We start from the raw sequence: 20,838 nt of genomic DNA on the forward strand, positions 1-20,838 counted from the left end.
ACGGCGGGGCGCCGGGGCTCGCGCCCCGGCGCCGCCGGTCTCACTGCGCGGCGCGGGAGGCCCGGGCTTCCCGTGCCGCGGTCTCAGCGCCGGGCGGCGACGACGTCGCGGACGGCGTCGGCGACCGCCTTGTAGTCCTTGCGCAGGATCAGGTCGTGGTTGCTGGCGACCTTCGCGAAGACCTCGATGTTCGGGTTGCGCTCGACGACCTCGCCCAGGGCGGCGCGGATCAGCTCCTGTTCGTCGCCCTTGCTGCCGAAGGAGGCGCCGGAGGCGAGCACGTACCGGGTGGGCACGGTGATGGCGTCGAGGACGGGCCCCAGGTCGGCCTTGCGGGAGATCCGGCCGAGCTCGATGTTGCACTCGGCCTGCTGCGCGGCGCTGAGCTTCGGGGTGAGGCCGGTGGGGCGCAGCAGCGTCGTGATCGGGGCGAGGCGCTTGAACAGCTTGCGGATGCGGGCCTCCATGGCGTCGTCGAGCCAGTCGTGCGGCTGGGCGCCGTCGACGGGGACGGCGCCGATGCACCGGTCGGGGTTGCGGCTGGCCCAGTGCGCGGCCACGAAGGCGCCGTAGGACCAGCCGGCGATGACGACCGGCCCGGTGACGCCGCGCGCGGCCAGGACGGCGTCGACGTCGCGGACGCACGCTTCGAAGGAGTAGTCGGCGGACTTCCCGGACTTCCTGCCGCGGGAGCGCTCGTCGAAGTTGATGTGGCGGAAGCCGGTGCCGAGCTCCTCGACGACGTGCTTCCAGTAGCCGAGGGTGGCGAACTGGCCGTTGCAGTAGATGATCGGGATGCCGTCGCCGCCGGTGTCGGTGACGTAGAGGGCGGTGTCGTCGACCGGCACCATGCCGGTCCAGGTGTCCTGGTTCGCGTTGCGGTTCGTCATGCCCTGAACTCTCGCGGAGGCCGCTGACAAGCCGCTGACAGGGCGCTGACCTCGCGAGGGCCGCTCGTCGTTGGCGGTGCCCGGTCTCACCGGTAGTGGTCGAGGATCTGCTGGGCGAGCGCCTTGACGCGTTCGCGGGCTTCGGGCGGGCCGGTGACGGTGGCGGAGTCGGCGAACGGCAGGAGCTGGCGCACGTCCTCGAGGACGCGGCAGCGCAGGACGCCCGGGGCCGTGCCGTCCGGTTCGGGCTCGCCGAGCGTCAGGCGCGAGCCGAGGAGGCGCTGCGCCCGCTCCACCTGGTGGCCCTGAATGCGAAGGCGCACTTCGAGGTCGCCGCCGGTCTCCCAGCCGGAGGTCAGTTCGGCGGCGACCTCGGCGAGGCGCACGCCGGGGCGCAGGCGCCGCGGCGTGCGCAGCGGCTCCCACCGGTCGATCTTCAGCAGGTTGAGGAGCCGGGGTGCGCCGGCCTCGTCGGCGACGAGGTACCAGCGGCCGCCTTTCGCCAAGAGCCCGTATGGGTCCACGGTCCGCCACCGCATCGACCCCGTCCGTTCATAGTGGACCTTGAGTCGCACCCCGCGGCGCAGGTCGCCGATCAGCGCGGCAGGGGAGACGCCGGCGGGCTCGGGGCCGAACCACGGCCGGTTGTCGCTGACGACGAGGTCGCCGACGGCGATCAGGCCGTCGCCGGAGCCCGCTCCGGCGACCTTGCGGCGGGCGCGGTCGCTGACCGCTTCGACGCCGAGGCGGCGCCGCTGCTCGTCGTCGAGTCCGGTGAGCGCCAGGTGCTCGCGTTCGGGCGGCGTCAGGCGGCTCGTGTCGAGGGCGCCGCCGGGGAGCATCGAGACGCCGCCGTAGTGGCCGCGGCGCGCGAGCACCGGGAAGCCGGCGTCCTGGAGCCAGCGCAGGTCGCGCATGACGGTCCGCTCGGACACGCCGGTCGCGGCGGCGAGCGCGGCAACGGTCGTGTCCGACCGCAGCGCGAGGAGGAGGGAGAAGCACCTGTCGGGAGTCACCTCCCCATGGTCGCAGAGAACCTGACAGGTTCCGTCAGGTTTCGCGACTACCGTTGCGCCACCGACGGAAAGGAGGGCAGTCATGCCCGCACCGAATCTCTTCATCGTCTACGTCAGCGACGCGCCCGCGGCGGCCCGCTTCTACGGGGACCTGTTCGGCATGAAACCGGTCTTCGAGGCGCCGTCCTATGTCTCGTTCGACCTCGGCGGCGGCGTCGGCCTCTCGCTGTGGAGCCGCTCGGGCGTGGATCTCGCCGCGGACCCGGTGCGCACCAGCGAGGTGTGCCTCGCCGTGGACCGGGACGGCGCGCCCGCTGCGGTCGACGCGCTGTGCGAGGAGTGGCGCGGCAAGGGCGTGCGGATCGTCGACGAACCGCGCGACGAGGGCTTCGGCCGCACGTTCGTGGCGGCCGACCCCGACGGCAACCGCATCCGGGTCGCGCCGCTCGACTGACGGGTCAGGGCGGCGGCCCGGGCCGCCGCCCTCGCGGCCGCGGCGGTTCGGCGGAACCGGGCATCGGTGTCGGACCGGCGCGGCACACTCGACGGCATGCTCACCGACTACCTCCCGGTCTACCGCATCCGCCTGCGCACCGAACGGCTCGAACTGCGGCTGCCGGACTTCGGCGATCTCGCCGCGCTCGCCGACCAGGCCGCCGCCGGCGTCCACGACGACGACTTCCAGCCCTTCGAGAACGCCTGGACCGAAGCGGAGCCCCGCACGCGCGGGCGCACGGCGCTCCTGTGGAACCTGCGGCTCATCGCCTCGATCACCCCCGAACGCTGGTGCCTGCCGTTCGTGGCGGTCCGCGACGGCCAGGTCATCGGCAAGCAGGACCTCGCCGGCAGGCTGTACGGCGTCACCCGCGAGGCCACCACGTCCTCGTGGCTGGGCCGGGCGCACCACGGCCAGGGCCTGGGCACCGAGATGCGCGCCGCCGTGCTCGCCCTCCTCTTCGACGGCCTCGGGGCCGACTACGCGCTCTCCGACTCGCTCGAGGGCAACGCCGCCTCCGCGGCCGTCTCCCGCAGACTCGGCTACCGCCCCGACGGCATCGACCACCAGGTCTGCAAGGGCGAACGCGCCACCAGCCTCCGCTGGCGCCTCACCCGCGAGGACTGGGCCGCCCACCGGCGGCACGAGGTCCGCATCGAGGGCCTTGACGCCGACGCCCGCGCCATGCTCGGCCTCGAATGACGGACCTGAGCTCGGCGGCTCGGCCCGGATGGCGAAGGCCGCCAAGGCGATCGGTTCAAGGGCGCTCGCGGGTCCCGCGGCGGTGCCGCGGGACCCGGTGGGGCTCAGTGGACCGGGTGGCCGGCCGCGGCGGGCGCGGCCGCGCGGCGGGGCGTCAGGACCGCCGCGACGAGCGCGCCGGCGGCGGCCGCGACCGCGGCGACGGTGAACCCGTCGGTGAAACCGCCCAGCGTGTCGCCGATGAGGCTGGCGGCCGCGACGCTGGAGACGACCGCGGCGCCGATCGAGGCGCCGAACTCGTGGAAGGTGCTGACGATGCCGGAGGCGACGCCGGCCTCGTGCGGGGCGACCTGGCCCAGGGCGGTGGCCGAGGCGACCACGAAGAGGGCGCCGGTACCGGCCCCGGCGACGGCCACGCCGACCGCCACGGCGACCGCGTTCATCCACAGTGCAGGGACGGCGAGGCCCGCGGCGGCGACGAGGAGGCCGATCACGGCCGGCGGACGGCCGCCGGTGCGGGCGAGGACCCTGCCGGTGGCGTTGGCGCCGAGCATGGTCGCGACCGCCACGGGCAGGAACAGGAGCCCGGTCCGCAGGGCCCCGTAGCCGAGCGCGTGCTGGAAGTAGAAGGTGCCCAGGAAGAATCCGGCGATCATGAGCGCCGTCGCCATGAGGATCAGGAAGGTGCCGGTCGCCACCGGGCGGCGCACGAGCAGCGCCAGGTCCACCAGCGGCGAGCGGGCGGCCCGCTGCCACAGGGCGAACAGGCCGTAGCCGACGAGGGCGGCGAGCACGAGCAGTCCGGTCGCGGCCGTGAACCATCCGCGGTCGCCGGCGCCGATGAGGGCGTAGATGAGCACCGCCGAGGAGGCCGTCACCAGCAGCGCGCCGAGCACGTCGAGGCGGGCGCGTGAGGCGGCCGGGACGCGCCGCGGCAGCATGATCGCGAGCGCGACCGCGAGGACCACGCCGATCGGGACGTTGACGTAGAAGACCCAGGACCAGCCCGGACCGGCGGTGAGCAGGCCGCCCAGGAGCAGGCCGAGGGCCGCTCCCCCGCCGCCGAGGGCGGACCACACGCCGAGGGCCTTGTGCCGCTCGGCGCCGTCGAACAGGGTCACGACCAGCGACAGCGCCGCCGGGGACATGAGCGCGGCGCCCACGCCCTGGGCGATGCGGCCGCCGAGGAGCATCTCGGTGGAGTCGGCGAGGCCGGCCGTCAGCGAGGCGGCGGTGAACAGGATCAGGCCGGTGAGGACGACGCGCTTGGCGCCGGCGAGGTCCGCGATGCGGCCGCCGAGGAGCATGAGGCCGCCGAAGGCCAGGGTGTAGGCGCTGACGGCCCAGGTGAGCGCTTCGCGGCTGAGGCCGAGCGCGGTGTCGATGTGCGGCAGGGCGATCGCCACGACCGTGACGTCGACGATGAGCATGAGCTGGGCAGCGCCGAGGAGCGCGAGCAGGCGCCACCGCAGGGGGTGCGGCTCCGGGGCCGTCTCGGTGCCGTGGGGTTCGTGGTCGGTCATGGCCGTCCTCCGGTTAAGTCGTATGTTGAAGTACGAGTTATAACCGCGAGCTTAACTCGTATATTCCCGTACGAGATAAACTGGGGGCATGGTTTCGCAGACCCGACCGCGCCGCCGCGCCGACGCCGAACGCAGCATCGCCCGCATCGTGGCCGCCGCCCGCACCTGCTTGAGCGAGCACCCCGACGCCACCATCGAGGCGATCGCCGCCGAAGCCGGCGTCGGCCGCATGACCCTCTACGGCCACTTCAAGACCCGCGCCGACCTCGTGGAGGCCGCGCTCTCGGCCGCGCTCGAAGCGGGTGAGGCGACGCTCGCGACCGTGGACCTGTCGGGCGACCCCGGGGCGGCCCTGGACCGGCTGCTGGCGTCGAGCTGGTCGCTGGTGGCCGAGTCGGCCGCGCTGCTCGAAGCGGCGCAGGGCGTCCTGCCGAGCGGCCGCCTGCGCGAACTGCACGCCGAGCCGGCCAAGCGCGTCGAAGACCTCCTGCGCCGCGGTCAGCGCGACGGCGTCTTCCGCTCCGACCTGCCGCTCCCGTGGCTGGTGAGCGTCGTGCAGTACGTCCTGCACGGCGCGGCCGAGCAGCTCCGGGCCGGAAACCTCACCGAGGAGAACGTCGCCGAGGTCGCGGTCGCCACCGTCCGGTCGGTCCTGGACCAGCCCCCTGCGGAGTCCTGAGGGAGGCTCCCTGCGCCTCAGCCGGCGATGACCGCCACGAGGGTGTCGGTGAGCTCGGCGGCGAGGCGGCCGTCAGGGTCGAGGTCGGGGTCGAAGACCGTGATCTCGAAGCCGGCGCAGTGTTCGGAGGCCAGGAGCGGGGCCAGCAGGGCGCGGAGCTCGGCGTGGGAGAGGCCGCCGGGGTTCGGGGAGTCGACGGCGGGCATGACCGCGGCGTCGAGGACGTCGGCGTCGAGGTGCACCCAGAACCCGTCGACGCCGTTCCGGGCGAAGCGCGCCAGCGCGGCCGCGGCCGCGGCGGCCGGGCCGTCCTCGCGCACGCGGGCGAGCGGGCGCACCAGGGCCCCGCGGGCGTCGAGCTCGGCGGTGTGCTCGTCGTCGTCGCGGATGCCGAGCACGGCCGCGTCCTCGATGTCGATGTAGGGCCGCAGGCCGTCGATGTCGGTGGCGAGCGCCTGGCCGTGCCCGGTGACCAGGGCGAGGTCCTCTCCGGCGGCGGCGCCGACGCCCGGGGAGTTGTCCGGGTGGCGGAAGTCGGAGTGGCCGTCGACGAACGCGACGCCGTAGCGGCCGCGGCGGCGCAGCGCGAGGGCGGCGCCGAGGAGGATGCTGCAATCGCCGCCGAGGACGACCGGGAAGCGCCCGCCGTCGAGAAGCGATCCGAGCCGGTCGGCGAGGCGGCGGGTGTAGGCGGCGATGCCGTCGGCGTTGAACAGGCCGTCGCCGGGCTCCCAGTCGCCGCGGTCGTACCGCGGCGGCGTGGCGTACCCGGCGTCCTCGGCGCCGATCCGGTCGAGGATTCCCTGGTCGCGCAGGGCTCCGGCGAGCTTGTAGCAACCGGGGACGACACCGGGCGCGGGCGGGCGGAGGCCCAGGTTCGACGGGGCGTCCAGAAGGGCGGTTCGGCGCTGCATCTCCGGACCCTACCTTCGATGGCCTGGCGGGGATTCGACCGCGGTCAGATCGGAGCGGCGACGCCGAACCGGGCGCCGGACGACCGCCCGCCGGATCGCCGATCCGACCTCGCCGGCCGGGTCCGTACAGTCGTGATGGATGGCGGCATCCGAGCACTCCTTGAATCACCTCCGCAGCGGGCAGATCTGCACCGGGAGGGTGGTCGCGATCGCGAGTTTCGGCGTGACGTTCGTGGACGTCGGCGGTGTCACTGCGATGATCAACATCCCCGAGCTCTCCTGGAGGCGGGTCAGGCACCCGTCGGAGGTCGTGGCCGTCGGCCGGGAGGTCACCGCCCTGATCCTCGACGTCGATGAGCGGCGGCAGCGCGTGACGCTCTCCTTGAAAGCGCTGCAACCGGATCCGATGGCGGCACTCGTGACCCGGGTCGGCGAGGTCGTCACCGGCCCCGTGACGAGAGCGGCGCCGATCGGCGTGTTCGTCCGGGTCGAGGATCGGCCCGACGGCTTCGAAGGGCTGGTGCCCGGCGCCGCATTCGAGGTCGGCGACGTCCTGTCGGTGGTCCTCGTCGAGGTGGACCCGGCGCGGCGGCGGATCCTGCTGGCGCTGCCGCCGGGCTGAACCTCGCGGCGCGGTCAGGGCGCGTCCGGCATACCGCGGGTCGCTTTGCGGCGCTTCAGGAGTGCGAGTGCCGTCGCTGCGGCGGCGAGGTCGCCGAGGGCGAGGCCGGTCCAGACGCCCGCCGGGCCGAGCGGACTGAGGGCGAGGACGGCGGGGATCTTGAGGGCGATCAGGGTGCCGATGGAGATCACGTAGGACGGCAGGGGCGCGCCGACGGCCTGGAAGTACGCCGAGACCAGGAGCGGGACGCCGGAGGCGGCGATGCCGATCGCGATGAGCCGCAGCGCGGTCGCGGCCTGCGGGTCGGGGCCGCCGAGGAGGGCGGTGGTGATCGGGCCGGCGAGGGCCGCGGTGAGGGCGGCCGCGGCGGCGCTGTAGGCGAGGGTGGTGCGCAGGGCGAGGGTGCGGGCGCGGCGGACGCGGTCGGGGCGGCCGCGGCCGGTGTTGAAGCCGACGATGGGCTGCATGCCCATGCTGATGCCCTGCTGGGGCATGGTGGCGAAGGTCTGGACCCGGGCGGCGGCGGCGTAGGCGGTGACGGCCGCGGCGGCGCCGAGGCCGGCCAGGAGGTTGTTGACCAGGAGCGCCAGCGCCGTGGCGCCGAGGCCGGCGAGCATCGAGGGCGATCCGAGGGCGAGCAGGGCGCGGAGGGAGGGGCCGTGCGGTCGCAAGTGGACGGCCCGGATGCGGTAGGGGCGGTCGCGTCGGGCGAAGAAGAACCACAGGCTCATCGCGGCGGAGACGGCCTGGCCGCCGACCGTGCCGAGGGCCGCGCCCCGCACGCCCAGGTCGAAGCCGGAGATGAGGATCGGGTCGAGCGTGATCTGGACGAGCACCGGTGCGACCCACAGCATCGTGGCGTACCGCAGGCGGCCTTCGGCGCGCACCAGGCTGGAGAAGCCGGTGCCCACGACGGTGGAGGCGAGGATGACGACGGCGTATTCGCGCGCGTAGCCGCGCAGCTCGCCTTCGGCCCCGAGGACGGTCAGCAGCGGTTCGAGGCAGGCCAGTCCCGCCGCGGCGATGGCCGCGGCGCCGGTCCAGAAGACGAGGAAGGCGCTGCCGGCGGCGCGGGCGGCCGCGGTGGTGTCGCCGGCGCCGAGGGCCCGGGAGACCAGGGAGGCCCCGCCGGCGCCGACCGTGGTGGCGAGGGCGCCGAGCACGAGCAGGACCGGGGCGACGAGGTTGACCGCGCCCATCGCGGTCGGCCCCACGCCGTGGGCGACGAACGCGGCGTTGGTGAGCGCGTAGATCCCGTAGACGCCGACGGACATGGTCGCCTGCGCGGTGCCGCGCCAGAGCAGGCGGCCCACGGGCGCGGTGGCGAGCGCGTCGACGCCTTCGAGGGCCTTGGCGGGCATGGGGTCAGGCTCGGGGACGGGGTCCGAAGAGGGCCATGAGGTCGGCCAGTCGCGCTCGGGCCCAGTCGTACTGGGTGGGTTCGGTGTGGCCGCGGTAGTCGGTCTCGATGACCATGATGAGCAGCAGGTAGAGGTTGTAGAGGCGGCGGCGCACGCGTTCGGTGGGGGTGAGGGGGCCGCGGCCCCAGCCGCGCGCGAAGGCCGCGGGGTCGCCGAGGGCGGGCGGGTCGCCGCCGCAGAACCCGGCCCTCATGAGCGGGTCGCCCCAGAAGGCGCGCTCGTGGTCGATGACGCAGACGATGCGCCCGGCCTCGGCCATCGCGTTGCTGGGCCACAGGTCCCATTCGACGAATCGCGGTTCGGCGACCTCGTCGAGGCTGCCTTCGTGCTCGGAGAGGACGGCGCGGACCGTGTCGTAGTCGAAGCCGAGGTCGACGCCGCGGCGTTCGCCGTCGGCGAGGACGTCGGCGGCCATGGCCGTGAACGCGGCCCGCCAGGTCGGGAACCGGGGGTCGAGGAGCGGCCCGAAGCCGGGGCCGGTGATGGTGCTGAGTTCGGCGTTGAGCGCCCCGAGCTGCTCCCAGTACGCTGCGATCTCGGCTGCCGAGAGCGTCTCCTTGACGATGCCGAGGTTGTCGGCGTCGATGTAGGGCATGAAGAAGTAGGGCGCGCCGCAGAGTCCGCGGTCGGCGTCGGCGAAGAGGATGTCGGGGACGGGGACGCCGGTGTGCTCGCGGATGAGGGCGAGCGCGGCCAGCTCGGTGTCCATCGCGTCGCGTTCGTAGGTCATGACCTCGACGTCCGGCGGCGGCGCGATCTTGAGGACGACCTGCCGGCCGTCGGCGAGGCGGAGGCGGTAGGCGACGTTGAACCAGCCGTGCCCGAGCTCGGCGGCGAAATCGCCGCCGGCGGGGACCTGGGCCGGCCCGAACGCCTTGGCGATCATCGCGCGGAGGGTCTCGGGGGTCTGGCGGTTCTTGGTGATGCTCTCCATCTGGAGATTCCTTCGCTTGCGGGGGCGGGGGTTTCGGGCGCCGGGGCTCACGGCGGCCGGGCCGGGGCCGGGCCGTGAGCACGGACGCCGCCGGTCTAGGCGAGGTCGACCGGGCGGACGCGGAGCTTCTCCGCGATGCGGGCGAGGGCGGCGTGGTCGTCGGCGTCGAGGCGGTCGAGGGCGGCCTCGCGCACGGCGCGCACGTGCACGGGCGCGGCGGCGACCACGGCCGCGAACCCGGCGTCGGTGAGCGCCGCGAGGGTGTACCGGCCGTCGGCGGGGTCGGGGAACCGCTCCAGCCAGCCGCGCTGTTCGAACCGCTTGGCCACGTTGGAGAGCCGCGAGAGCGACCCGTTCGCGAGGAACGCGAGCTCGCTCATGCGCAGGCGGCGGTCCGGGGCCTCGGAGACGTGGCTGAGGACCAGGTACTCGAACAGGCTCATCCCGCACTCGCGCTGGAGCGGCGCCTCGAGCCGCTCGGGCAGGAGGTAGACCAGGGAGACGAGGCCGGTCCAGGCCTCCTTCTCGGCGGGGTCGAGCCACCGCACCGGGCCGGCGTCGCGGCCCTCGGCGTCCGCAGTCGTGGGCATGGCGGCAGTCTACCGAGCCCCCATTGACTTCACGCTTGAAGTGAATGTGCTAGGTTCACTTCAAGCGTGAAGTCAATCGGAAGGAAACGCCATGGACGAGCCCCAGTTCTTCATCACCGCCGGAGCCGGCGAGAAGCTCCACGCGCTCGGATACAGCCAGGCCGTGCGCATCGGCGACCGCGTCGAGATCTCCGGCCAGGGCGGCTGGAACGACGACCTCGAGTTCCCCGAGGACCTGGAGGAGGAGATCGTGCGCGCCTTCGACAACGTCGAGCGCGTGCTGGCCGACGCCGGGGCCACCTGGGCCGACGTGGTCCACGTGAACTCCTACCACCTGCCCGACGACCCCGCCTACATCGGCGCCCGGCCCACCGAGGTCATGACCGAGCAGTTCCGCAAGCGCATGAACGGCCGCGCCCCGATCTGGACCCAGCTCGGCGTCGCCGCCCTCGGCGCCCCGGCCATGCGCGTCGAGATCCGCGTGACCGCGATCGTCCGCGACTAGCGGTTAGCGTGGTCCAGTCCGCGCGACGGCCGCCGGTCAGAGCTTCCGCGAAGCCGAACAACTGTTCGGTTCGGACCGCTGAATCGGCGGCCGCCGTCTCGTCATGATCATGAGCCCGCGCCCCGCGACCGGGGCCCTGACATCGAAGGAGCGACCCATGGGTCGAGTACGTGTGGATCTGAACATCTCGCTGGACGGGTACGCCTCGACCACCGACCAGACGCCGGAGGACCCCTTCGGCAGGGACTGGGGGCGGCTCACGGCGGCGTACGCCGGGACCCGGACCTTCCGCGAGCGGGTGCTCGGCCAGCCCGGCAAGGGCACGACCGGCCTCGACGACGAGTACGCCGCCGCCTACTTCGAGGGCATCGGGGCCGAGGTGATGGGCGCGGGCATGTTCGGGCTGCACGAGCACCCGAACGACCCGGAGTGGCAGGGCTGGTGGGGCCCGAACCCGCCGTTCGGCGTGCCGGTGTTCGTGCTCACCCACGAGGAGCGGCCGTCGCTGGAGATGGAGGGCGGCACGGTGTTCCACTTCGTGCAGTCCTCGCTCGAGGACGCCGTCGCGGCGGCGCGGAAGGCGGCCGGGGACCTGGACGTGCGCGTGGGCGGCGGCGTGACGACGGCGCGGGCGGCACTGGCGGCGGGCCTGGTGGACCGCCTGCACGTGGCGATCGCGCCGATCCTCCTCGGGCGCGGACAGAACCTGTGGGCGGACCTGCGCGAGTTCGAGCAGGGGTACGAGGTCCGCAGCGAGGTGGCCCCGAGCGGCACGATCCACGTGACGTTCTCGCGCTGAGGCCCGCGCTCGGCCGGCCGCCCCGCCGCGAAAGATCTGACGATTCCATTGACATTTTCGAATATGCAGATGGATCATAGTTTCATTGCACGATCCAACAAACGTCTCATCGGGAGAGGCCGCCTCGGCCCGGCGCACACGCGCCGGCAACCCGGACGGGCCTCCGAACGTCAACGGCGACAGGTATATTCGAAATGAGGTAGCGCTCGTGGGCGCAGCAAAGGGAAGGTTCAGGGCCGCGCTCGCGGCCGTGTTCTTGGCGGTGGCGGTCGGCGTGTCGGTGACGAGCTGGACGCCGCAGGCGTCGGCCGACACGATGACACAGCTCAACGCCTCGCAGATCACCGCCGACATGGGCGCGGGATGGAACCTGGGGAACAGCCTGGAGGCCAATGCGAACGGCATCCCCAGTGAGACCGCGTGGAACAACCCGACCGTGACCCAGGCGCTGATCGACCGCGTCCAGGCGGCCGGATTCGACACCATCCGCATCCCGGTGTCCTATCTGAACTACATCGGCTCCGGGCCCGACTACACGATCAACACCGCCTGGCTGAACCGCGTCCAGCAGGTCGTCGACTACGCCTACGACCGCGGCATGTACGTCGTGATCAACATGCACGGCGACGGCTTCAAGAGCACCAACGGCTCCTGGCTCATCTGCGACGCCGCCGACCAGACGACGATCAAGACCAAGTACCAGAAGGCCTGGCAGCAGATCGCCACCCGGTTCCGCGACTACGACCAGCACCTGATCTTCGAGTCCATGAACGAGGAGTTCGACGGGCAGTACGGCGCCCCCACGCAGCCCTGCTACTCGAACATCAACGCCTACAACCAGATCTTCGTCGACACCGTGCGTCAGACCGGCGGGAACAACACCTCGCGGTGGCTGCTCGTCCCCGGTTGGAACACCAACATCGACTACACCACCGGAAACTACGGGTTCGCGATCCCGACCGACAACCACCGCTCCCCCACCGTCCCCAGCAGCGAGCGCCGCATCATGATCTCGGTCCACTACTACGACCCGTGGGACTTCGCCGGCACCGAGAACGGGACCATCACCCAGTGGGGCCCGAACGCCGCCGACGCCTCCAGGACCTCCACCTGGGGCCAGGAGGACCACCTGGACGCGCAGCTGAAGAAGACCTACGACGCGTTCGTCTCGAAGGGGTACCCGGTCGTCGTCGGCGAGTACGGCGCGATCGACAAGTCCTCGCACGACCCGGTCAACACCCAGTCCCGACAGGACTTCGCGCGCCTCATGGCCGCCACGGCCAAGAAGTACGGCGCGGTCCCGGTCTACTGGGACAACGGCTGGAACGGCCAGTACGGGTTCGGGCTGTTCAACCGGTCCAACAACACCGTGACCCAGCAGGGCATCATCGACGCCATCTTGACCGGCCTCGGCGGCGGCCAGCCCTCCGGCTCGACCGCGATCGCCGGCGCCGCCTCGAACCGCTGCCTCGACATCCCCAACGCCTCCACGGCCAACGGGACCCAGGCGCAGCTGTGGGACTGCAACCAGGGCGCCAACCAGCTGTTCACCCGCACCGCCGCCGGCGAGCTGCGGGTCAGCGGCAAGTGCCTCGAAGCGGCGGGCTGGGGCACCGCCAACGGCACCCGGGCCGCGATCTGGGACTGCCACGGCGGCAACAACCAGAAATGGACCGTGAACGCGAACGGCACCATCACGAACGTCCACAACGGACTCTGTCTCGACGCCAGCGGCGCCGCCACCGCGAACGGCACGCGGATCATCCTGTGGTCGTGCAGCGGCGCCGCCAACCAGCGCTGGACCTTCCGGTAGACCCGGCGGCGTAGGAAGACCTGGGGAGGGGCGGCACCGGACCGCGGTGCCGCCCTTCGCAGAAAGCACGCGAGACCCACGCGGGACCGGCGGCCGGTCCAGCCTGGCGGGATTCGAGTTGTCCTCCGGGCCGTGCCGCCCGTACGCTCCCGGCATGACCGACCCCCGCCTCTCCCCCGCCGGCCCGGCCGACGCCGGGGAGATCCTCACGCTCTCCCGCGGCGCCTACGTCTCCGAGGCCCAGCTGTACGGCGACCCGTTCCTGCCGCCCCTGACGGAGACGCTCGCGGAGGTCGCCCGGGCCATCGAGGACGAGCACGTGCTCAAGGCCGTCGCGGACCGGCGCATCGTCGCCACCGGCAGGGCCCGCCAGGACGGCCGCACGCTCCACTTGGGACGCATCGCCGTCGCCCCCGACATGCAGGGCCGCGGCCTCGGCTCCCGGATCATCGCCGCCCTCGAAGCGCTCGCGGCCCCGGGCACCGAGGCGTTCGCGCTGTTCACCGGCGCGAAGAGCGAACCGAACCTGCGCCTCTACCAGCGCCTCGGCTACCGCGAGACCCACCGGACCGCGGGCCGCCCGGGCGTCGAGCTGGTCCACCTCGCCAAGCCGGCGGCCTGAACCGGCCCCCGGGCCCGAACCTCAGCGGTCGGCCCGTTCCGCGTGCTCCTCGACGCGGTCGAGCCACTCGTCCAGGAAGGCGTCGAGCAGGACCGGCTGCTCGAGTTGGAGGTTGTGGCCGGCCCGGTCGAGGACGGCGAAGGTCGCGCGCGGGTAATGCTCGAGCAGCGCATAGACATCGGCGTAGCCGGTGTTGTCGTCCTGTCGACCGGTGACGATCAGCGCGGGCCGCTCGAACGGCGCTCCTGACTCGGGCGCGGTGCTCAGCTCGTACCGCCGCGCCACCCGCACCAGCCCCTCGTCGTCGGCCAGCGCCAGCCCGGGGGCGATCTCCTCGCGGAAGCGGCGGTACGTCTCCGGGGACTGCACGACCGCGAGGTCGCCGTACGAGGCGGCGTCCGCCGGCGGCAGGGTGGCCATGAAGTCGGGGTCGGGGGCGATCACGGTGTGCGGCGGGAGGGTCCGCTTGGAGTGGCGGGCCTCCTTGCCGATCGGGCACACCAGGCCGAGGCCGAGCACCTGCTCGGGGCGTGCGCAGGCGACGGCGCGGGCGAGGTAGCCGCCGTAGGATTCGCCGACGACGATGAACGGCGCGTCGCCGATCATGTGGTCCACGAAGCCCTGGACGGCTTCGAGCATGTCGTCCGAGCCCCGGTACTTCTCGGTGATCTCGGTCTGCCCCATGCCGGGGAGGTCCGGGTAGAGGCGGCGGTAGGTGCGCGCCTCGGGGCGCGCGGCGGCGCGGCGGGCGAAGAACGGCTCCAGGAAGCCGGTCATGAGGCGGTGGTCGGGGGTCCAGCCGTGGATCGCGAGGACGGGAGTCCCGCGCCCGTGCGCGACGTAGTGCATTGGCATGGCCGCAACCTTAGATCCTCGCTTCCAGTGCGCCGCGTCGTCGGCCTCCTCCGTCCGCGCAGTCCGGTGCTCGTCGGCGCGTCCTGCGCCAGCGCGACGCCAGATCCGCGCCAGCGCCCGGTGACAGCCTGGGGCGAGAAGTTCACCGACACAGGAGGAAGCATGAAATCGCACCTCGTCAAGGGACTCGGGGCGCTCGTCGCCGTCGCCGGGCTGGCGCTCGTCGCCGCCGCTCCGGCGCAGGGCGTCGAGGTCTCGCCGCTGGCCTCGGCCTGCATCACCTCGCTGACCGTCCACGAATCGGAGGACTGGGGCGCGGACGGCGACGAGCCGTTCCTCCGGACCAACACGGGCACCTGGTCCGCACCGGGATCGATGGACAACGGCTCGACCGCGGCGGTCAACCGGACCGTCGACACGGGCACCACTGTGGAGGCGTGGGACTCCGACTCGCCTGACCCGAACGACTTCATCGGCAGCGACACCGTCGGCTCCGGCGGCACGCTGACGTTCCGCGGCGACGACGCGCACTACACCGCCGCCTACCGCGCCGGCGCCTGCTAGGCACCGGCGTTCGCGAGGGCCGGGTCCGATTCGGACCCGGCCCTCGCAGTGTGCGTTCCCCATGACTCCCTTGATGGTCGGGGTCTGTCCTCCGCCGGGTCGCGGCGGTCCGGTCGCCCGCCGGCGCGGCGCCTTGGTGCCATCTGCGAGAACTGTGAAGGTGGCGCGCTTGCGGCATGATGGAGTGGATTGCGGCATTTGCGAGCGCTGGGCGCGTCTGGAGGATGTGGTGGAGTTCAGGGTGCTCGGACCGGTGGAGCTTGCCGACCAGGGCCGGGTGGTCCCGGTCGACGCCGCCAAGCAGCGCGAGCTGCTGGCGCTGCTGCTCCTCCGTCCGAACCGGACGGTCGGCCGCGACTGGCTGATGGATCAGCTGTGGCGGGGCGACCCGCCTCCGGCGGGCAGGACCACGTTGCAGGCGTACGTGTATCGGTTGCGTCGGCTGCTTCGGGGAGCGGGGGGTTCTGACGCCCTGGTCAGCCGTCCCGGGGGCTATCTGCTGGCGGTGCCGGAGGGGGCCTTGGACGCCGAGCGGTTCGGGCGCTCGGCGGCGGCGGGGCGGGAGGCGCTGGACGCGGGGCGCTTCGACGACGCGGTGGACGCCCTGCGAGCGGGTGTCGGGCTCTGGCGGGGTCCGGCGTTCGCCGACATCGACCTGGCGGCGGTCCGCGACCACGCCCGCGCGCTCGAAGACCAACGGCTGGAAGCCATCGAGCTGTGCCTGACAGCGGAGCTGGCGGCCGGGCGCCATGCCGTCGCCGTGGTGGAGCTGGATGCGCTCGTCGAGGCGCATCCGCTTCGGGAGCGCCTGTGGGAGCTGCTGCTGCTCGCCCTGCACCGGTGCGGACGGCGCGCCGAAGCGCTCGCGGCGTACCGGCGCCTGCACCGGTTGCTCGACGACGAGCTCGGCATCCAGCCGTCGGCGCCGGTGCGGCGGCTCCAGCGGCAGATCCTGTCCGGCGACACCGCATGGGAGGCGACGGCGCCGCAGCGCACCGGGCGCGAGGAGGCGCAGCCGGTCCGGGCCCGGCCGCCCGCCTCGGACCCGGTGCCCCGGCAGCTGCCCGCGGGCGTCGGCGGTTTCACCGGCCGCGAGGCCCGACTCTCCGAATTGGACGAGCTGCTCGCCTCCAGCGGCGATCGGCCTCCCGGCGCGGTGGTCGTCGGGGTGATCTCCGGAATGGCGGGCGTGGGGAAGACGGCGCTGGCGGTGCACTGGGCGCACCAGGTGACCGATCACTTCCCGGACGGGCAGTTGTACGTCAACCTGCGCGGCTTCGACCCCGACGGCCCGCCGCTGCCGCCGGAGGCGGCGCTTCGCGGGTTCCTGGACGCGCTCGGCGTCCCGCCCGAGCGCATCCCTCCCACCGCTGAGGCCCAGATCGGCCTGTACCGCAGCGCGGTGGCCGACAAGCGGCTCCTCCTGCTGCTGGACAACGCGTTCGCGGCCGACCAGGTCCGGCCGCTGCTTCCGGCCGGGAGCGGCAGTCTCGTCCTGGTCACCAGCCGCGACAGGCTCTCCAGCCTCATCGCGGTCGAGCACGCGCGCCCGGTGCCGCTGCACCCGCTCACCGACGACGAGGCGCGGCAGTTCCTCACCCGCCGGCTCGGCGACGCGCGCACCGCCGCCGAGCCGGACGCCGTGCAGGCCATCGTCGACGCTTGCGCCCGCCTGCCGCTGGCGCTCGCCGTCGCGACCACGAAGGCGGCCACCGGCACCGATCGGCCGCTGTTCGCCCTGGCCGCCGCACTCCAGGACACGCACACCAGCCTCGACTCGCTGGCCGGCGACGATCCGACCGCCGACGTGCGGGCGGTCTTCTCCTGGTCATACCGGAGCCTCGGCGAGGAGGCGGCCCGGCTGTTCAGGCTGCTGGGCCTGCACCACGGACCCGACATCTCGGCGGCCGCCGTAGCGAGCCTGGCAGCGCTCGCTCCGGGACGGGCCCGGCGACTCCTCGCCGAACTGGCCCGCGCGCACCTGGTCTCGGAGACCGCCCCCGGCCGCTACGCGCTTCACGACCTGTTGCGCGCCTACGCGATCGAGCTCTCCGCGACCGTCGACTCGCGCGAGAAGCGGAACGCGGCCGCGTTCCGACTCCTCAGCCACTACGTCCACACCGCGCACGCCGCCGACCGCCTCGTCTACCCCGGCACCCCCGACGTCGCGGTGTCGCTGCCCGCTCCGGCCCCGGGGGTCGCTCCCGAGCCGCTCGCCGACCGGGCGGCCGCGATGGACTGGTTCGAGGCCGAGTACGCCTCCATCGCCGCGGTCGCGCTCCACGCCCGCGGCGTCTTCGACGCCCAGGTCTGGCAGCTGGCGTGGTCGCTTCACCACTTCCTCTCCTTGCGGGGCAGGGTGTTCGAACTGACCGACGTGCAGCACCTGGCCCTGTCCGCGGCGCAGCGGACGGGGGACGCGGCCGCGCAGGCCCACGCGCACCGCGTCCTGGCGTGGTGCGGCACCAGGCTCGGGCGCCTGGACGACAGCCGCTCGCACCTGACCCGCGCACTGGACCTGTCGGCGCAGGCCGGCGACCTGGCGGGCGAAGCGGCCGCGCACCGCAACCTCAGCCATCTCGCGCAGCGCAGCGGCGACGCCGTCGGGGCGCTCGCGCACTCGCACCAGGCCCTGGCGCTCTACCGGAAGGCGCAGGACCGGTTCGGCGAGGCGCGGGCCCTGAACTCGATCGGGTGGTACCACGCCCAGCTCGGCGAGCACGAGGACGCGCGCCGGTGCTGCGAGGAGGCGCTGCGCCTGTGCCTGGAGCTCGACTACACCTCGCTGGCCGCCAGCGAGTGCGGGATGCGAACGATCGTGATCACGGGAGGCACCGACGGGATGGGCGCCGCGCTGGCGCGCCACTACCTGGCGGCCGGCGACCGCGTCGTGGTGATCGGCAGGAGCCGCGCCAAGTTCGAGGCCCTGACCGCTGCGGCGGGCGAGGCGGCCGCGCGGGCGGAGTTCATCGCGGCGGACCTGTCCTTGCTGGCCGACAACCGCCGGGTGGTCGAGCACCTGCTGGCGAACCACGAGCGCATCGACGCCCTGGTGCTCGCCGCGTCCTTCGTCAGGCAGCGGCGGACCGTCACCGCCGAGGGCCGCGAAGCGTCGTGGGCGCTGTTCTTCCTCGGGAAGTACCTCCTGGTGACCGGCCTCGCGCCGCTCCTTCGGGCGTCCGGGAGGCCGGTCGTGGTGAACACCGCGGTGCCCGGCGCGCCCGCGGACGCGATCGACTTCGACGACCTCGAGATGACCGAGGGGTTCACGTTCAAGCGCTCCAACGCGCAGCAGCGGCGCGCCAACGAGCTGCTCGGCATCCTCGCCACCGCCGACGACCCGAACCTGGCCTACGTGACCTGGGGACCGACCCGGCTGGTCCGCACCAGCTTCGCCGGGGACGTCGGCAAGGCCATGGCGATCGCAGCGGCAGTGCTCGGGCGGCTCCTGGGGCAGTCCCCGGACGCCGCGGTCCGCCCGATCGTCGCCCTCATCGACGACCCCGCTCCGGGCCGGGCCGCCTACCGGGGAGCCGCGGCGCTGGCCCTGACGGCCGGGGACCGCGACGACGAGGACGCCGCGCGCCTGGCGGCGGTGCTCCAAGACGACCTCCGGTGACGCAGCTCGATGAGGCCGGCGCGCGGGCGCCGGCCTCGGCTCCGTTCGGCCTAGTCCGCGGCCGGGGCGCGCCGCGGGCCCCGCAGGACGACGTACGCCAGCAGGAGCGCCATCACGACCACGCCGGTCCACATCGCCTGGCGCCAGCCGTGGACGAAGGACTCCTGGGCGGCCTGGACCAGCGCCGCGGACTCGGGCGTGCCGTCGGCGTTCGCGAGCGCCCCGGCGACGCCCCTGCGCGCGTCCTCGGCGGCGGCGGCCGGGACGTCCGCGAGGCGCGCTTCGATCGCCCGGCCGTACCCGGCGGTGAGGACGGCGCCGAGCAGCGCGATGCCGAGGGCCGAACCGAGTTCTCTGGTGACGTCGTTGAGCGCGGACGCGACGCCCTGCCGCTCGCGCGGGAGCGACGAGGTGATGGCCTCAGTGGACGGCGTCATCGACAGGCCCATGCCGAGCCCCATGACCGCCATGCCCGGCAGGACCGCCGGGTAGCCGCCTTCGACGGAGACGAGGAGCGCCAGGAGCGCGAGTCCCGAGGCGCCCAGGGCGATGCCGGCGGCCATGGTCGAGCGGGCGCCGATGCGCGCGGCGAGTCGCGGCGCGAGGCCCGAGGCGGCCATCATCACGACCGCCATCGGCATGAACGCGAGCGTGGAGACCAGCCCTGACCAGCCGAGCACGGTCTGGAAGTACGGGAAGAGGACCACGAAGATCCCGGCCTGCACACCGAACACGACGAGGAGCACCACCGAACCCGCGGCGAGGCCGCGCCTCCCGAACAGCCGCACGTCGAGCAGCGGGGCCGGATGACGCAGCTCCCACGCGGCGAACCCGATCGCGCCGAGGACGCCGGCCAGGAGGCACACCAGCGTCGCCGGGTCGGTCCAACCCCGTTCCGGCCCTTCGTGGAGGACGAGGATGAAGCCGACGACCGCGATCACGGACGCCAGCGAGCCGACCAGGTCGAACCGGTGGGCCGCCGCCTCCCGGGAGTTCGGGACGGCCCGGAGCGCCACCGCGGCGGCGGCGACGACGAGGCCGACCGGCAGCACGAAGAGCCAGCGCCAGTCCGCAACGTCGGTGAGGACGGCCGAGACGTACATCCCGAGGATGCCGCCGCCGCCCGCGACGGCGGTCCACACCCCGATGCCCTTGGCGCGCTCCGCCTCCGGGAAGGTCGCGGTGATGACGGAGAGGGTGACGGGCATGATCATCGCCGCGCCGACGCCGGAGAGGAACCGCGCGGCGAGCATGACCTCGGTGGTGGGCGCCAGGCCCGCCGCGGCGCTCGCGGCGCCGAAGACGGCCAGGCCCGCGAACAGGACCGGCTTGCGGCCCCAGCGGTCGCCGGCCGCGCCGAGCGGGAGCAGGAGCGCGGCCAGGGTGACGGTGTAGAGGTTGATCATCCACAGGATCTCGCCCTGCGAGGCGTGGAAGGCGACGGCGAGCTGCGGCTGGGCGACGTTCAGGCCGGACACCGAGGCGATGACCGCCATGAGCGCCAGGCAGACGCCGGTGAGGACGGCGCGGCGGCGGCGCGGGTCGTGGATGACCGCGTCGGTCGGCGCGGTGGGGATCGTGGTCATGGTTTCCTTTCGGGGCGTTGAGGTTCGGTGGACTCAAATGGGGTCAGCGGGGGCGTGCGGCGCGGACGACGGCGTCGCGCAGGACATGGCGGTGGCCGCCGGGGCCGTCGACGGTGCGCGTGTGCTCCTCGGCGGTCTCGATGCGCAGGGGTGCGACGCTCGCGGTGAGGTCCGCGAGGGTCACGAGGGCCGGCGCCGGATGGTCGGCGCGGGCCGTATCGGTGTGGAGGTGGCCCACGATGAGGAGCGTGCCGCCGGGGGCGACCCAGTCGGCGAGGCGGCGGTAGAAGTCGCGGTGCGGCATCGCAGGGTGCGCGTAGGCCGTGGTGACGAGGTCGAACCGGCGTCCCGGTTCCCAGGTCGTCAGGTCCGCCTCGACCCACTCCACGCTGCCGGGGTGCGGCAGGGCCGCGGCGCGCTCGGCGGCCAGGCGCAGGGCGCGGGCGGCGATGTCGACGCCGGTCACCCGCCAGCCGCGCGCGGCCAGCCAGAGGGCCTCGGTCCCCGTCCCGCAGCCGGCGTCGAGCGCCGTGCCCGGCGCGAGGCCGGCCGTCTCGCGGGCGAGGTGGGGATGCGGTGCGCGCTCCCCCGGCCCGCGGCGCTGCGACCAGTGCCGGTCCCAGTAGTCCTGGTCGAACTCGTGCCTCGGCGCGTCGTGCATGTCGGGTCCCTTCGCTCGCTTCGTGCC

At 73.5% G+C, this 20,838-nt stretch carries 20 protein-coding genes; 10 read left to right on the top strand and 10 right to left on the bottom strand.

What is annotated here, in order from left to right; genetic code table 11:
• Positions 1 to 83: 83 nt before the first annotated feature.
• Together EIW28_RS00695 and EIW28_RS00700 are read right to left on the bottom strand one after the other, a co-directional pair.
• Positions 84 to 890, bottom strand: coding sequence for an alpha/beta fold hydrolase (locus EIW28_RS00695; RefSeq protein ID WP_125245810.1), 807 nt, complete (start codon positions 888 to 890; stop codon positions 84 to 86).
• Positions 891 to 976: 86 nt separating this feature from the next.
• On the bottom strand, positions 977 to 1,906 hold the full coding sequence (locus tag EIW28_RS00700) for a helix-turn-helix transcriptional regulator (RefSeq protein ID WP_125245811.1): 930 nt from the start codon (positions 1,904 to 1,906) through the stop codon (positions 977 to 979).
• An 82-nt stretch (positions 1,907 to 1,988) separates the two neighbouring features.
• Here EIW28_RS00700 and EIW28_RS00705 point away from each other — a divergent pair, with 82 nt between their 5' ends.
• Positions 1,989 to 2,360, top strand: a complete 372-nt coding sequence (locus EIW28_RS00705; protein ID WP_125245812.1) for a VOC family protein — start codon at positions 1,989 to 1,991, stop codon at positions 2,358 to 2,360.
• Between the two features lie 96 nt (positions 2,361 to 2,456).
• Positions 2,457 to 3,104, top strand: a complete 648-nt coding sequence (locus EIW28_RS00710) for a GNAT family N-acetyltransferase (RefSeq protein WP_125245813.1) — start codon at positions 2,457 to 2,459, stop codon at positions 3,102 to 3,104.
• Between the two features lie 104 nt (positions 3,105 to 3,208).
• Here the strand turns inward: EIW28_RS00710 and EIW28_RS00715 are convergent, their stop codons facing one another.
• Positions 3,209 to 4,627, bottom strand: coding sequence for an MFS transporter (locus EIW28_RS00715; protein WP_125245814.1), 1,419 nt, complete (start codon positions 4,625 to 4,627; stop codon positions 3,209 to 3,211).
• An 88-nt stretch (positions 4,628 to 4,715) separates the two neighbouring features.
• On the opposite strand from EIW28_RS00715, the gene EIW28_RS00720 reads away from it, so the two are divergent.
• Positions 4,716 to 5,306: a TetR/AcrR family transcriptional regulator gene (locus EIW28_RS00720; protein ID WP_125245815.1), complete on the top strand. Its 591-nt coding sequence runs from the start codon at positions 4,716 to 4,718 to the stop codon at positions 5,304 to 5,306.
• Between the two features lie 17 nt (positions 5,307 to 5,323).
• Here the strand turns inward: EIW28_RS00720 and EIW28_RS00725 are convergent, their stop codons facing one another.
• Complete coding sequence (locus tag EIW28_RS00725; RefSeq protein WP_125245816.1) at positions 5,324 to 6,220, bottom strand: arginase family protein; 897 nt, start codon at positions 6,218 to 6,220, stop codon at positions 5,324 to 5,326.
• A 139-nt stretch (positions 6,221 to 6,359) separates the two neighbouring features.
• On the opposite strand from EIW28_RS00725, the gene EIW28_RS00730 reads away from it, so the two are divergent.
• A complete protein-coding gene (locus EIW28_RS00730) occupies positions 6,360 to 6,842 on the top strand; it encodes a S1 RNA-binding domain-containing protein (protein WP_125245817.1) in 483 nt (160 codons plus the stop codon).
• Positions 6,843 to 6,856: 14 nt separating this feature from the next.
• Here the strand turns inward: EIW28_RS00730 and EIW28_RS00735 are convergent, their stop codons facing one another.
• The 3 genes from EIW28_RS00735 to EIW28_RS00745 form a co-directional block, all read right to left on the bottom strand.
• The gene (locus tag EIW28_RS00735; protein WP_125245818.1) at positions 6,857 to 8,203 is read right to left on the bottom strand and encodes an MATE family efflux transporter; all 1,347 of its coding nucleotides are present in this window, start codon (positions 8,201 to 8,203) and stop codon (positions 6,857 to 6,859) included.
• 4 nt (positions 8,204 to 8,207) lie between these two features.
• On the bottom strand, positions 8,208 to 9,197 hold the full coding sequence (locus tag EIW28_RS00740; RefSeq protein WP_125245819.1) for a phosphotransferase family protein: 990 nt from the start codon (positions 9,195 to 9,197) through the stop codon (positions 8,208 to 8,210).
• A gap of 95 nt (positions 9,198 to 9,292) precedes the next feature.
• Positions 9,293 to 9,787 carry a MarR family winged helix-turn-helix transcriptional regulator gene (locus tag EIW28_RS00745; protein WP_125245820.1) on the bottom strand — a complete coding sequence of 165 codons (495 nt, stop codon included), beginning with the start codon at positions 9,785 to 9,787 and terminating at the stop codon, positions 9,293 to 9,295.
• Between the two features lie 91 nt (positions 9,788 to 9,878).
• Here EIW28_RS00745 and EIW28_RS00750 point away from each other — a divergent pair, with 91 nt between their 5' ends.
• The 4 genes from EIW28_RS00750 to EIW28_RS00765 all read left to right on the top strand — a co-directional run bounded on the left by EIW28_RS00750 (position 9,879) and on the right by EIW28_RS00765 (position 13,526).
• Entirely contained in the window at positions 9,879 to 10,292 is a 414-nt protein-coding gene (locus EIW28_RS00750) for a Rid family hydrolase (protein WP_125245821.1), read from the top strand.
• Between the two features lie 157 nt (positions 10,293 to 10,449).
• On the top strand, positions 10,450 to 11,091 hold the full coding sequence (locus EIW28_RS00755) for a dihydrofolate reductase family protein (RefSeq protein ID WP_125245822.1): 642 nt from the start codon (positions 10,450 to 10,452) through the stop codon (positions 11,089 to 11,091).
• 208 nt (positions 11,092 to 11,299) lie between these two features.
• The gene (locus EIW28_RS00760) at positions 11,300 to 12,904 is read left to right on the top strand and encodes a cellulase family glycosylhydrolase (protein ID WP_187350551.1); all 1,605 of its coding nucleotides are present in this window, start codon (positions 11,300 to 11,302) and stop codon (positions 12,902 to 12,904) included.
• Between the two features lie 154 nt (positions 12,905 to 13,058).
• Complete coding sequence (locus tag EIW28_RS00765; RefSeq protein WP_125245823.1) at positions 13,059 to 13,526, top strand: GNAT family N-acetyltransferase; 468 nt, start codon at positions 13,059 to 13,061, stop codon at positions 13,524 to 13,526.
• Positions 13,527 to 13,547: 21 nt separating this feature from the next.
• On the opposite strand, the gene EIW28_RS00770 is transcribed toward EIW28_RS00765, so the two are convergent.
• On the bottom strand, positions 13,548 to 14,381 hold the full coding sequence (locus EIW28_RS00770; RefSeq protein WP_232013755.1) for an alpha/beta fold hydrolase: 834 nt from the start codon (positions 14,379 to 14,381) through the stop codon (positions 13,548 to 13,550).
• Positions 14,382 to 14,543: 162 nt separating this feature from the next.
• On the opposite strand from EIW28_RS00770, the gene EIW28_RS00775 reads away from it, so the two are divergent.
• Positions 14,544 to 14,945, top strand: coding sequence for a hypothetical protein (locus tag EIW28_RS00775; RefSeq protein WP_125245824.1), 402 nt, complete (start codon positions 14,544 to 14,546; stop codon positions 14,943 to 14,945).
• Between the two features lie 229 nt (positions 14,946 to 15,174).
• Positions 15,175 to 18,564 carry an AfsR/SARP family transcriptional regulator gene (locus tag EIW28_RS00780; RefSeq protein WP_158630237.1) on the top strand — a complete coding sequence of 1,130 codons (3,390 nt, stop codon included), beginning with the start codon at positions 15,175 to 15,177 and terminating at the stop codon, positions 18,562 to 18,564.
• A gap of 50 nt (positions 18,565 to 18,614) precedes the next feature.
• Here EIW28_RS00780 and EIW28_RS00785 read toward each other — a convergent pair whose 3' ends face one another.
• Together EIW28_RS00785 and EIW28_RS00790 are read right to left on the bottom strand one after the other, a co-directional pair.
• Entirely contained in the window at positions 18,615 to 20,150 is a 1,536-nt protein-coding gene (locus tag EIW28_RS00785; protein ID WP_197716999.1) for an MFS transporter, read from the bottom strand.
• A 43-nt stretch (positions 20,151 to 20,193) separates the two neighbouring features.
• Entirely contained in the window at positions 20,194 to 20,811 is a 618-nt protein-coding gene (locus EIW28_RS00790) for a class I SAM-dependent methyltransferase (RefSeq protein ID WP_125245826.1), read from the bottom strand.
• Positions 20,812 to 20,838 lie beyond the last annotated feature (27 nt).

The organism is Glycomyces terrestris (assembly GCF_003933745.1).
GTDB lineage: Bacteria > Actinomycetota > Actinomycetes > Mycobacteriales > Micromonosporaceae > Glycomyces > Glycomyces terrestris.